Origin of the sequence: Enterococcus sp. DIV1304_2 (assembly GCF_050555445.1) — a bacterium.
GTDB classification, from domain to species: domain Bacteria; phylum Bacillota; class Bacilli; order Lactobacillales; family Enterococcaceae; genus Enterococcus_B; species Enterococcus_B pernyi.
This window is the reverse complement of the sequence record NZ_CP187851.1, coordinates 929835-942531: the sequence shown is the minus strand read 5'-3', so window position 1 is coordinate 942531 and position 12697 is coordinate 929835. Positions and strand designations below refer to the sequence as shown.

The 12697-nt window shown below is 38.0% G+C and carries 10 protein-coding genes; 2 read left to right on the top strand and 8 right to left on the bottom strand.

The annotated features are described in order from the left end of the window. Positions 1 to 6: 6 nt before the first annotated feature. From IGJ14_RS04445 to IGJ14_RS04430, 4 genes are all read right to left on the bottom strand, one after another. Entirely contained in the window at positions 7 to 1230 is a 1224-nt protein-coding gene (locus IGJ14_RS04445) for a glycosyltransferase family 4 protein (RefSeq protein WP_108144146.1), read from the bottom strand. A 23-nt stretch (positions 1231 to 1253) separates the two neighbouring features. After that, a complete protein-coding gene (locus tag IGJ14_RS04440; RefSeq protein ID WP_104871384.1) occupies positions 1254 to 2294 on the bottom strand; it encodes a glycosyltransferase family 4 protein in 1041 nt (346 codons plus the stop codon). Positions 2295 to 2459: 165 nt separating this feature from the next. Next, on the bottom strand, positions 2460 to 4187 hold the full coding sequence (ptsP, locus tag IGJ14_RS04435) for a phosphoenolpyruvate--protein phosphotransferase (RefSeq protein ID WP_019723966.1): 1728 nt from the start codon (positions 4185 to 4187) through the stop codon (positions 2460 to 2462). Next, positions 4187 to 4453: a phosphocarrier protein HPr gene (locus IGJ14_RS04430; protein ID WP_002287602.1), complete on the bottom strand. Its 267-nt coding sequence runs from the start codon at positions 4451 to 4453 to the stop codon at positions 4187 to 4189. Before IGJ14_RS04430 ends, ptsP begins: the two co-directional genes overlap by 1 nt. Positions 4454 to 4997: 544 nt before the next feature. Between IGJ14_RS04430 and IGJ14_RS04425 the strand changes: the two genes are divergently transcribed. Both IGJ14_RS04425 and IGJ14_RS04420 read left to right on the top strand, forming a co-directional pair. Continuing rightward, entirely contained in the window at positions 4998 to 7235 is a 2238-nt protein-coding gene (locus IGJ14_RS04425) for an ATP-dependent Clp protease ATP-binding subunit (RefSeq protein ID WP_104871385.1), read from the top strand. A gap of 194 nt (positions 7236 to 7429) precedes the next feature. Then, complete coding sequence (locus tag IGJ14_RS04420) at positions 7430 to 7750, top strand: DUF1827 family protein (RefSeq protein ID WP_104871386.1); 321 nt, start codon at positions 7430 to 7432, stop codon at positions 7748 to 7750. Positions 7751 to 7771: 21 nt separating this feature from the next. Here the strand turns inward: IGJ14_RS04420 and IGJ14_RS04415 are convergent, their stop codons facing one another. The 4 genes from IGJ14_RS04415 to IGJ14_RS04400 all read right to left on the bottom strand — a co-directional run bounded on the left by IGJ14_RS04415 (position 7772) and on the right by IGJ14_RS04400 (position 12692). Next, positions 7772 to 7993 (bottom strand): flagellar motor switch protein, encoded by a 222-nt coding sequence (locus IGJ14_RS04415; protein ID WP_104871387.1) that lies wholly within the window; start codon positions 7991 to 7993, stop codon positions 7772 to 7774. Between the two features lie 246 nt (positions 7994 to 8239). Then, positions 8240 to 9820, bottom strand: coding sequence for a peptide chain release factor 3 (locus IGJ14_RS04410; RefSeq protein WP_066025689.1), 1581 nt, complete (start codon positions 9818 to 9820; stop codon positions 8240 to 8242). 245 nt (positions 9821 to 10065) lie between these two features. After that, positions 10066 to 11442, bottom strand: coding sequence for a hemolysin family protein (locus tag IGJ14_RS04405; RefSeq protein WP_430608334.1), 1377 nt, complete (start codon positions 11440 to 11442; stop codon positions 10066 to 10068). 125 nt (positions 11443 to 11567) lie between these two features. Next, on the bottom strand, positions 11568 to 12692 hold the full coding sequence (locus IGJ14_RS04400) for an AI-2E family transporter (protein ID WP_104871389.1): 1125 nt from the start codon (positions 12690 to 12692) through the stop codon (positions 11568 to 11570). Positions 12693 to 12697: the final 5 nt, after the last annotated feature.

Genomic DNA, 12697 nt, shown 5'->3' with positions numbered 1-12697 from the left:
GTTTTTTTATCTTTTGAACGAATTTAATTTAATTTTAATCCGTTCAATGGATGCTTCTTCTTCTTTTTTACGCATCTCTTCTTTGTAATAAACAAGCATATCTTCATAAAATTCGATCATTGATTGACCAAAATGAGTCGCAGAGATCTCGAAAAGTTTCTTCTCAAACACTTCTGGATTTTTTTCAACTTTGCTTTCAATATAATCAATAAGTGCAGGAGCAAAGTCTTCGTCCCGTTCGAAAGTTCGTCCAAGGGAAGCATGATCAAATAAACGATTTAAGTAATCATTTCCTTCAACTACACATGGTGTACCAGCTGCCATTGCTTCTGTATACGTCAGTCCTTGCGTTTCTGATGTCGACGCACACACAAAATAATCAGCCGCACGATAATAAAATGCGACATCATTGTTATCGACTTCTCCAGTAAATTGAACCACCTCAGCTAAATCCAGTGACGCGATCAATTCTTTTAGCTGTTCAACATAAGGTCCATTCCCAACTATGACTAGTCGTGCATCAGGATAGTGTTTGATGACTTCTGGGAATCCTTGGATCAACGCTTGGATATTTTTTTCATAAGAGATTCGACTTAAAGATAAAATCATCAAACCGTTTTCCTTGATCCCTAATGAAGTGCGTAGCTCTTTGATTTGTTCTTGTGTGATTTCTGGGCGTTTGAATTTGTCTATATCGATCCCAGTCGGTATCACTCGTAATGGTGCTGTCACCCCATAACTTCGCAATGTTTCGATGACACGCTCACTCGGACAAACCACACCTGTTGTATGGTTTACAAATAGTCGAGATAAGTATTTGACATGAGATTGTCGAATCACTTTTCCTTTTGCAATGTAATGGAGATAATCTTCGTACATCGTGTGATACGTATGGATCGATGGGATTTTTAATTTTTTCGCGACCATCTTTCCAAGAACACCTGCTCCAAACTCAGTGTGAGTATGGATAAGATCTAACTCTAACTCTTTTGCCACTAAATAGGCATACCACATTCCTCGTACCACTACTCGACGTTCTTTAAATGAGACAAAAGGAACACTTGGCATACGAATCACATCTTTTTCTAACTTGTCTGCATTGGGATCTGTTGTCGTGAATATATACACGTCATGTCCCATTTTTTCGAGTTCTTCTTTTAATGTCTTGATCGATGTCGCTACGCCACTTACCTGCGGAAAATAGGTATCGGTAAAAAAGCCGATTTTCATCTTTTTTCGCCTCCAAACTACCTTTATTTTGATTCTTGCATTTGTTCATTTGAAGAATCTGATGCTTTTAGCACTTGTTCATAAACGGATTGAAGTTGTTCACCAATTCTTTTGATACTTCGTTCTTCAGCCGTTTGATAGCCAGATTCAACTAGACTAGGCACTTCATGTCGAATGATTTTTTGAATAAGTTCAGAAAATTCTTGATTGTTTCGTCCCATATAACAATTTTTTTGATCTTCAAGCCAACCATCATAAACTGGGATATCACGGACTAACACATTTTGTTTACTTGCTAAAGCTTCAAGTACCACAATACCTTCTGTTTCTTCATATGAAGGGAAAAAGAACAGATCCGCCCCTGAGTAAGCTCCTTCGATGATTTCTCCACGAATATAGCCTGGAAAAATAACATTATCTGGATGATCCTCTTTCACGATTTTACGGATGTTGCTTGGGATCGAATACATCGGAACATGGCCAAACCAGATAAATGTATATTCTGGCAATTGCTTGGCTATTTCAACAAAGTCAATGATTCCTTTTCTAGCAAAGAAAAGTCCTACACAAATAATCACTTTTTGATCTGGTGAAAGATTGAAATATTTCCTGAAATTTTGTTCTTTGACAGGATCTGGCTGGTATTTTTCTAAATCGATCCCATTGGAAATGGATTGGATTGGTAAATCAATACCATAGCTTTGTAACAATTTTTTTGAATATGGGGTTGGTGTAATCAAGTAATCTGCCTTTTCATACAACCCAACTAAATATTTTTTCACTAACGGTGCTAATTGATTCGAACCGATAAAGGAATTACGGAAATCTTCCTCCGTTGAATGCGCATGATAAATAATTTTTTTACCGTCTCTACGCGCTTTGTTGACCATGTTGTGACTATTGATACCATATGTATTGATGTGCAAAATATCATAGTCTTCTTTACTATCTAAAGTATAGGAGATCCCTACATCCTTAAGAGCACGTTTTTGATGATCAAGTGCACGACCAATGCCGGACTTAGAAAGCATCTTCTCACTTTCAAAATATAATAATACCTTCATCTACGTTCCCCCTCACTCTTATATTATAACACAGCGTGAAAGCTGTCACTCAACCTTAAGTCCGATTTTTTCCCAACAAACTTGTAAGATGGCACGGAATTTTCTTTTTTATTATCGGAAGACAAAAAAAACAGGCACAGCAAAATACTGTGCCTGTTCTTAAAATCAAGCTAGATATTCATTAACAAGTTCTACGACTTCTTCCATTGTATCGCACTCATTTAAGGCGCGATCCGCAAGTTCAGCCATTTTGCTTGTATCTAAACGTTTCATCAAGCTACGAGTTTTTAAGATTGATGTTGCACTCATTGAGAACTCATCTAATCCCATACCGACTAGTAAAGGAACAGCCATTTGATCGCCGGCCATTTCTCCACACATACCAGCCCATTTACCTTCAGCGTGTGCTGCATCAATGACGTTTTTGATCAAACGTAGAATTGATGGGTTGTATGGTTGGTACAAGTATGAAACACGTTCGTTCATACGGTCAGCTGCCATTGTGTATTGGATCAAGTCGTTTGTTCCTACTGAGAAGAAGTCAACTTCTTTAGCAAATTTGTCCGCAATAACGGCTGCAGCTGGAATCTCGATCATGATCCCTACTTGGATCGAATCAGAGACTTCAATGCCTTCATTTACTAATTTTTGTTTTTCTTCTTCAAAGATTGCTTTTGCACCACGGAATTCTTTTAGTGTAGCAACCATTGGGAACATGATACGCAAGTTTCCATGTACAGAGGCACGTAATAACGCACGCATTTGCGTACGGAACATATCGTCACCTTGTTCTGACAAGCTGATACGTAATGCACGGTATCCTAAGAAAGGATTCATTTCATGCGGCAATTGCAAGTATGGTAATTCTTTATCTCCACCGATATCCATTGTACGAACAACGACAGGTTTTCCTTCCATTCCTTCCAATACTGCTTTGTAAGCAACGTATTGGTCTTCTTCAGTAGGAAAATCTGGTGAATCCATATAAAGGAATTCAGTACGATAGAGGCCAACTGCTTCACCACCATTGTTGTGTACACCGACTAAATCTTTAGGTGTACCAATGTTGGCTGCTAATTCAAAGTGTTTGCCATCGGCAGTCACTGTCTCAGCATGTTTCAGTTTTTCCCATTCTGCTTTTTGTGCAGCATAATCTGCACCGATTTTTTCAAATTCGGCTTTTTGTTCTGCTGTTGGCTCAATGACTACGTCGCCTTCGATTCCATTAACAGCTAACATTACGCCTTCTTTTACCTTCGCAGTGATTTCTTTTGTTCCAACGATTGCTGGAATTTCAAGAGAACGAGCCATGATTGCAGAATGCGATGTCCGTCCACCGATATCTGTTACAAAAGCTTTTACGAAGTTACGATCTAACTGAGCAGTGTCACTTGGCGTCAAATCATGCGCCACGACAACAACTTCTTCATTGATCATTGAAGGGTTTGGTAAAGTCACACCTAGAAGATGTGCTAAAATACGTTTTGCAACGTCACGAATATCTGCTGCACGTTCTTGCATGTAAGCATTATCTTCCATAGCTTCGAACATACCGATATACATATCCGTTACTTCTTTAAGAGCTGATTCAGCATTTACACTGTTATCTTTGATGTTTTGTTTGATTTGACCTATCATTTCAGGATCTGAAAGAACCATTAAATGTGCGTCAAATACTTGCGCTTCTGCTTCACCTAAGCTTTGCGCTGCTTTTTCACGAATTTGTTGTAATTCTTCAGTTGATTTTGCTAAAGCATCATCTAAGCGAGCTTCTTCAGCTGAAGTATCCTCAACTGTCGTCTTACTGAATGATAAATCCGGTTGAACTAGCAGGTAAGCTTTTGCAACGGCTACTCCGTCACTAGCGGCGATCCCTTTTAGCATTTCAACCATTATTCAGATAAGCCTTCTTTCTTCATTGTTTCAACGATAGCTGCCATAGCGTCAGCTTCGTCAGCACCTTCAGCAGTGATAGTAACGTCAGAACCTTGACCTACACCTAAAGACATAACGCCCATGATAGATTTTAAGTTTACTGATTTACCTTTATACTCTAAGTTTACATCAGAGTTAAATTTGCTTGCTGTTTGTACTAATAGTGTAGCTGGACGTGCGTGGATCCCAGTTTCTGCTACTACGTGAAATTCTTTCTTTTCCATATTAATCGGTCTCCTTTAAGTGAGTGTTGTTTTTATGTGAGGGTTTTCTTTTTTAGCAATCCATGATAGAACTAATCAGATGAACCCTTTCATCTGTAAAGATTACCATTTTTTTTCCTTAGATACAACAGTTTTCATTTAAATTGAGAGAAAATCCAGTAAACTATTGTGTGGTTTTGTTTTGGGCTTGGTTTTGACTATTCCTATTTTAAGGCAATCTATGTTTTTTTATAACCCAAGGCTCTTCTCACTAATCATTGATTGTAGCGCAGATTATCTATTAGTGAGATTTCACCTATAGTCCTTGCCAGATTCCAACACAACTTAAACTTGCCAGCCAAATAGTTTATTACCATTGCCTGAGGGAAAGAATCAATTGCTTGCGTCTCTTCAAAATTTTAGTATAATAAAACTAAATGGTCAGTAATGGTCAACTCATTATGACTTTTAAAGGCTTTTTGATCAAGTGTTATTCTTTTACCAAGAGAAATACGCGATGTAAAATAGACCTATTGACCAATGTTTGAAAGGACGTGAATGTTTTATGCTTTGTCAAAACTGTGGAAAAAATGAAGCAACGATTCACTTGTATGCGACTGTCAATGGTCAACGTACACAACTTGACTATTGTCAGAGCTGTTACCAAAAAATCAAAAATCAGCAAAATGGAGGTCTAACAAGTATGGCCCAAAATGATCCATTTGGCTTTGGGAGTCTGGACGATCTATTTCGTTCGATGTCTCGTCAAATGCAACAACAAGGCAATTTTGAACAAACACCCCCTACTCAATTTGGTGGGAACAACAACTTTAATGGTGGACAACCGCCACAAGGCCCTGCTTCAGATGGTCTTTTAGGCGAATACGGTATCAATATCACAGAAGAAGCGCGACAAGGAGAAATCGACCCTGTTATTGGACGGGATGATGAAATCAAGCGCGTGATCGAGATCTTGAATCGCCGTACAAAAAACAACCCTGTCTTGATTGGTGAGCCAGGTGTTGGTAAAACGGCTGTTGTTGAAGGTCTCGCACAAAAAATCGTTGATGGCGATGTCCCACAAAAATTACTTGATAAAGAAGTGATTCGCTTAGATGTCGTTTCACTTGTCCAAGGTACAGGAATCAGAGGGCAATTTGAAGAACGGATGCAAAAACTGATCGAAGAAATCAGACAAGCAGAAAATGTCATTTTATTTATTGACGAAGTTCATGAAATCGTTGGGGCTGGTTCAGCTGGTGATGGTAACATGGATGCCGGAAATATACTAAAACCTGCGTTAGCTCGTGGTGAATTACAAATGGTTGGGGCAACGACATTGAATGAATACCGGATCATTGAAAAAGATGCTGCGTTAGAGCGACGGATGCAACCTGTTCGTGTCGATGAACCTTCTGTAGATGAAACGATCAGTATTTTACAAGGGTTACAAAAACGCTATGAAGATTACCATCATGTCAAATACACAGATGCTGCGATCGAAGCTGCGGCTAGATTATCTAATCGTTATATCCAAGATCGTTTTTTACCGGATAAAGCCATTGATCTACTTGATGAAACAGGATCTAAGAAAAACTTGACGATCCAAATCGTTGACCCAAAAATGATCGAAAAGAAATTGGAAGAAGCGGAAGAACAAAAATTGTTGGCTTCTAAAGAAGAAGATTTCGAAAAAGCAGCTTATTATCGCGATCAAATCAATAAGTTGAAAAAAATGCAAGAACGTCAACTTTCAGAAGAAGAAATCCCAGTGATCTCTGAGAAAGACATGGAAAAAATCGTTGAACAACGTACAGGCATCCCTGTCGGTGAACTAAAAGAAAAAGAACAAACTCAATTGAAAAACTTAGCTGACGACTTGAAAAAACATGTCATCGGGCAAGATAATGCGGTGGATCGGGTAGCCAAAGCTATTCGTCGTAATCGAGTTGGTTTAAGCAAGAAAAACCGTCCAATTGGTTCTTTCTTATTTGTTGGTCCTACTGGTGTTGGTAAGACAGAATTAGCGAAACAACTCGCCTACGAGTTATTTGGATCTGAAGAATCAATGATCCGTTTCGATATGTCCGAATACATGGAAAAACACAGTGTCGCAAAATTGATTGGTTCCCCTCCAGGCTATGTCGGCTATGAAGAAGCTGGTCAATTGACTGAAAAAGTACGTAGAAATCCGTATAGTTTGGTTCTGCTTGATGAAGTAGAAAAAGCACATCCAGATGTCTTACACATGTTCCTACAAATCTTAGATGATGGACGTTTGACTGATGCGCAAGGTCGGACAGTCAGCTTCAAAGATACGATCATCATTATGACAAGTAATGCTGGGACCGGAAAAGTAGAAGCCAATGTTGGCTTTGGTGCAGCCCGTGAAGGTGTGACTCGTTCTGTCTTGAATCAATTGAACAACTACTTTACACCTGAATTCTTGAATCGTTTTGATGGAATCATCGAGTTCAGTGCTTTATCAAAAGAAAACTTGATGACGATCGTTACTCTTATGCTTGATGATGTCAACCAATTGTTGGCGGCTCAGCAATTGCATGTGGACGTCCCTACGAATGTCAAAGAAAAGCTGGTTGATCTTGGCTACGATCCAGCAATGGGCGCACGACCATTACGTCGAACGATCCAAGAACAAATCGAAGATGGCATTGCCGAATTCTATCTTGATCATCCAACGATCTCTGATCTTAAAGCAAAATTAGATAAAGACGATAAAATCGTCATTACTTCTAAACCTGAACGTTTAGTCAAAGAAGCAAACAACGAACCGACAGAATAATTCCACACTCAAATGGTAGAAAAAATTGAGCGGAGAGTTTGCCACTCTCCGCTTTTGTTTTTATTTTTGGAAAAGATAGTAACGATTTTTTCTTATTCGTTTATTTTTAAGAAGACAAAATGCTGTTCATTTTACTAAAAAAAAATTATACTTAATGTAAGTTATTTCTTAAATACATAAGAGAGGTGAGCGCCATGAAACTAGTTAATGTAACAAACAGCCATTCACGATTAGTTTTAAACCAATTAGAAAATACAGATGCACATATGGTAAAGGTGTATACCGCAGGAAATACAACCGTTATTTATACAGAAGCTCCTGAGCACAATGAAATCGTCCTGATGAATGAAAACCGCAATATCCAACCAAAGGAAATTGAAGAAATCCAACACTACTTCTTAAAAAAAATCCATGACGCTGAGTACCATCCTGAAGACATCCAAGTGATCGAGTTACCTGGCTTAGTAGAAATCTCTATTCCAAAAAGAAATTTAAATGCACCAATTGCTATGTAGTACTAAAAAGTAAATCATGAATCAAAAGGGTTTTGTCGAAGTCACTTGGCATTCCCTTTTTTTCTTTTTCCTATTTCCAACTTCTCTCCCCTTTACTGGGCGATCCGCTTGGATGATCGAGCGGATTTCTTTGACGATCCGTTCATTCTTTTCCCAGTTCTCAATATCTAACATCTGACATAATTGACGCATTTTTGCTTTTTTTCTTTCAATACGCTGTTTTTTCTCGATTTCTGTTTCCATTTGTTCCCTGCTTTCTTTGCTTATTTTATATATATGTACGCAAAAATATTCTAATCTATTTTTTTATTTGATTTTAATTGATTTTTTCAAAATAACCAAAAAAACGTTAAAATCCAACAAAAACACACGACAATTCGCTGAAAACATGAATTGTCGTGTGTTCGTTTTTTATTTATATACTAAATAAATATTTTTAAGCTTTTATGCTAAAAATGGATCAATTGAACCAGCAACGAGAACCACTGATTACATCAAACTTTTTAATTTTACGTTTGGATATTTGTCAGCAAACCAGCGCTCTGCAAACTGGTTCTCAAATAAGAATAGCGGTTGATCGAAGCGATCTCTCGCTAAGATGTTACGACTAGAACTCATTTTCTCATCTAGATCTTCCGGTTCGATCCAACGGGCAATCTTATTACCCATTGGTGACATGATCACTTCTGCATTGTATTCATTCAACATCCGATACTGGAAAACTTCAAATTGCAATTGTCCAACTGCCCCGATGATGTATTCTTCGGTCACATAGGTTTTATATAATTGAATGGCACCTTCTTGTACCAATTGATTGATTCCTTTGTGGAATGATTTTTGTTTCATCACATTTTTAGCCGTTACTTTCATGAAAAGCTCAGGCGTAAATGAAGGTAATTCTTCATAAGCTACTTTTAGTTTTCCTTCATATAATGTGTCACCGATTTGATAGTTTCCGGTATCATACACACCAATGATATCTCCAGCTACAGCATTTTCAACATTTTCTCTGGCATCTGCCATAAATTGCGTGACATTACTCAATTTTAATTTTTTGTTCGTCCGCTCTAATGAGACGTCCATTCCTCGTTCAAAAGTCCCTGAACAAATTCGTACAAATGCAATACGATCTCGGTGAGCTGGATTCATATTGGCTTGGATTTTAAAAACGAAGCCGGAAAACTCTTGTTCATAAGGGCTGATTACTTGATCTTCACGTGTTTTGTGGCCATAAGGAGATGGCGCCAAATCAACGAATGTTTCTAAAAAGGTCTGTACACCGAAATTAGTCAACGCTGAACCAAAAAATACTGGTGTCTGTTCCCCACGAGCAATTTTTTCTTCATTAAATGAATCCCCAGCTTCTTTTAACAGCTCTACTTCTTCTAATACTTGCTCGTACAACGAATTATTTCTTAGTGGATGATCCTCCGGTAAGTGACCCTCTTCATCTAATTGAGCCAAGCGTTCATCTTGATAATTCTCAGGACGATAAAATTCTACTCGGTTATGATGGATGTCGTATAATCCTTCCAGTCCTTTCCCCATGCCGATTGGCCAATTCATTGGGCAAGATTCGATATCTAATAACTCTTCTAATTCTTCTAAAAGATCAAGCGGTTCTCGACCATCTCGGTCCAACTTATTGATGAAGGTGAAAATAGGAATGCCTCTTCTTTTGACTACTTGGAAAAGTTTTTTCGTTTGTGCCTCGATCCCTTTTGCGCTATCGATTACCATGACCGCACTATCGACCGCCATCAACGTACGATACGTATCTTCTGAAAAGTCCTCATGCCCAGGGGTGTCTAAAATATTGACTCTTTTTCCGTGATAATCAAATTGCATCACTGAACTGGTAACAGAAATCCCACGTTGTTTTTCGATTTCCATCCAGTCAGATTTTGCAAAATTACCTGTTTTCTTTCCTTTGACCGTTCCTGCTTGGCGAATCGCACCACCGAATAAAAGTAGTTGTTCGGTGATCGTTGTTTTCCCCGCATCCGGATGGGAAATGATCGCAAATGTGCGTCGATTGTCCACTTGCTGTTTTAATTCTGGATTATTCATAAATTTACTCCATTCTTCATTTGTCTATTGCTTCATAAAAGAGAACCCCTTCGACTATTCGATAGTTCCTCTATCCTTTTCTTCAACTCAAATAGTATAGCATGGATCTTAAGTTTGAAAAAGTAAGCGAAACAGTTTTACTTTTTCTTTTCATTTGATATCTCCAAAAAAAGAACAGATACATCACTTCAGAAAGCAAGTAATATATCCGCTCTTTGTTTCGTTAAAAGATCATCGAAGGTGCTTTATCTTCGTGGTTCGTCGTCTTCAAAATCTTTTTTGAAATAGCGACGTTCTTCTTCAGGCTCAGCTTCTATTTCTTCTGGATCATGGAAGATCACACGAATTTTAAGTATTCTTGAGCCTTCCATTTCTTCAGAGATCAAAGTAATGTTTTCAACATCAAATGACAGCTTTTCTCCTTCATCAGGGATCATACCTAAAGCAGTGATCAAGTAGCCAGCCATTGTATCCACATCACTCATGTGTAGATTACTTTCAAACGCCTCATTGAATTCATCGATCAGCATTCGACCTTGGATGATATATTCGTATTCACCGACTTGTTCGTAGAGATTTTCTACTTCGTCTGACTCATCATCGATTTCTCCAACGATTTCTTCAAGTAGATCTTCCAATGTCACTAAACCTACGACTCCGCCATATTCATCTAATAGGATCGCCATTTGGTTTTGTGTTTTCTTCATTTCATATAATAGATCATCAATAAAAATCGTTTCTGGAACAAAAAGCGGTTCCTGCATGATTTTTTTGATCTCTAAGTTTTCGAACCCAAATTTATGGGCAGCTTTTAATAAATTTTTCGTATGAAGGATTCCAACAACTTTATCTTTGTCTTCATTATAAACAGGAATCCTTGAGTAATTCTCCGATAGTACTTCGTTGACATTTTCTTCAATGGAGTCATTAATGTCGATCATAAAAGCATCTGTTCGAGGAACCATTACTTCCCTTGCAACTTTTGTGTCTAAAGAAAAGACACCTTGAAGCATTTCCAACTCTTCGTTGTTCAATACCCCTTCGTTTTCAAGCATATACCGCATTTCGTCGCGGGTCATCTTTGAATCTTCATCGTCAAAAGTCATTGGTGTAATCCGTGCCAACAAGCTGGTAGATGCAGATAACAGCCACACGAAAGGTTTCGCTACGACACCGATCATTCGGATCATACCAGAGGTGAAATTCGCTACCTCTTCTGATTTATTCAAGGCGATCCTTTTCGGGTATAATTCTCCAAAAACAATCGAAACATAGGTCAAAATAGCCAGTACGATAATATTTGCAATACTTCTTGCTGCGGCACCGCCACCTAATAGTGGGGCTAATCTTACGGATAAAGTATTAGCTAAAGATGCACCAGATAAAATATTGACCAAAGTGATTCCTACTTGGATAGTGGATAGGAAGTTATTTGGGTTCTGCAATATTTTTAAAAGCTTTTTAGATTTAACATCTCCTTCTTCCGCTTTTTGTTCGATCCGATTTTTATTGATCGATACAACTGCAATTTCGGAAGCTGCTAAAAAAGCATTGATCAATGTCAAAATGATCAATAATAAAATTTGCGCTAACAGCGGCTGACTCTCAGGGTCAGCATTCATAATCGCATTCTCTCCTTATTCATTTAAATTTTTATTTTTTTATAGAAAAAAACGTGGCTAAAGGTAGCCACGTTAAAATGGTATCATAAAGAAAATTTCTTTGCAATAAAAATAGCCATTACATCTTAAGATTCAAGAGTTGTTGCGATTTTTTTCTTATTCTCATTTTGTTTATCTTCTTTAACGATCTTGACGATATAAGAAATGATTGTTTTACAAATGGCATAGAATGGTACTCCTAGAAAAATCCCTAGTAGTCCGGCAATATTCCCGGCAACCAGTAAAACGATGATGATTGTCAAGGGATGGATCTTCAATGATTTTCCTATGACATTTGGATAAATGATATTCCCATCCAATTGCTGAACGATCAAGACAACCCCACAGCATAGCAGTGCTTTGAATGGATCATTGAATACTGTCACTAAAAACGCTGGGGCTAAACCTAAATATGGACCCAAATATGGAATGAGGTTAGTCAACCCTGCTATCACCCCGAAAAGAAAGGCGTAATCCACACCTATTGCAAAATAACCTAGAAAAGTGAATGTCCCAACGAATAAGCATTCGATTGCTTGTCCGCTGATGTAATTTGCTAATGTTTTATTCAATTGTCCTAATAACTCAACGATTTGTTCTCTCCGTTTTTCTGGGAAGAACCGTTTGATATTCGGTACAAGTTTTTCGCCATCTTTCAACATGTAAAACAAGATGAATGGTGCGGTAATAATAACGATGGTTGCTGAAGCAATCGTTCCAACGATCGAGCCTAAACTATTGGACAACCCACTTAGAAATTGTTGGATGATCGTACCATATGAGATATCCAACTGTTCAAAATATTTATTGATATCGACATCTTTGAATACGGACCATTGTGCGACTTCTGCTAACCAAGTCTCTACTTGACGAATAAAGTTAGGCGTATTCGAGGCCAAAGAAGAAATTTGTTGAACTAAACTTGGGATGACACTTAACAAGATCCAGACCAGAGCGGCTACTAACAATAACAGTACGATTGCTACTGCCCAGATCCGTTTCATTTTCGTTTTCATCAATAATCCAACGATCGGATTCAAAATATAATACAAAAAACCAGCAATCAAAACTGGTGCAAATAATGTGGAGAAGAATGTCCCGATTGGTTGGAAGACAAAGTTGATTTTCGAGGACACTAAGATCAATGTTGCTAAAATCAACAATTCAAATGACCAGAACATCAACTTTGATTGTTTTAACTTATCGAACAAATAAT

Excerpts from the sequence above, each read along its gene's own strand:
- ptsP (WP_019723966.1), bottom strand. The coding sequence starts at position 4,187 with ATGGTTGAAATGCTAAAAGGGATCGCCGCTAGTGACGGAGTAGCCGTT.
- IGJ14_RS04430 (WP_002287602.1), bottom strand. The coding sequence starts at position 4,453 with ATGGAAAAGAAAGAATTTCACGTAGTAGCAGAAACTGGGATCCACGCA.
- IGJ14_RS04420 (WP_104871386.1), top strand. The coding sequence starts at position 7,430 with ATGAAACTAGTTAATGTAACAAACAGCCATTCACGATTAGTTTTAAAC.
- IGJ14_RS04405 (WP_430608334.1), bottom strand. The coding sequence starts at position 11,442 with ATGAATGCTGACCCTGAGAGTCAGCCGCTGTTAGCGCAAATTTTATTA.
- IGJ14_RS04445 (WP_108144146.1), bottom strand. The coding sequence starts at position 1,230 with ATGAAAATCGGCTTTTTTACCGATACCTATTTTCCGCAGGTAAGTGGC.
- IGJ14_RS04440 (WP_104871384.1), bottom strand. The coding sequence starts at position 2,294 with ATGAAGGTATTATTATATTTTGAAAGTGAGAAGATGCTTTCTAAGTCC.
- IGJ14_RS04415 (WP_104871387.1), bottom strand. The coding sequence starts at position 7,993 with ATGGAAACAGAAATCGAGAAAAAACAGCGTATTGAAAGAAAAAAAGCA.
- IGJ14_RS04425 (WP_104871385.1), top strand. The coding sequence starts at position 4,998 with ATGCTTTGTCAAAACTGTGGAAAAAATGAAGCAACGATTCACTTGTAT.
- IGJ14_RS04410 (WP_066025689.1), bottom strand. The coding sequence starts at position 9,820 with ATGAATAATCCAGAATTAAAACAGCAAGTGGACAATCGACGCACATTT.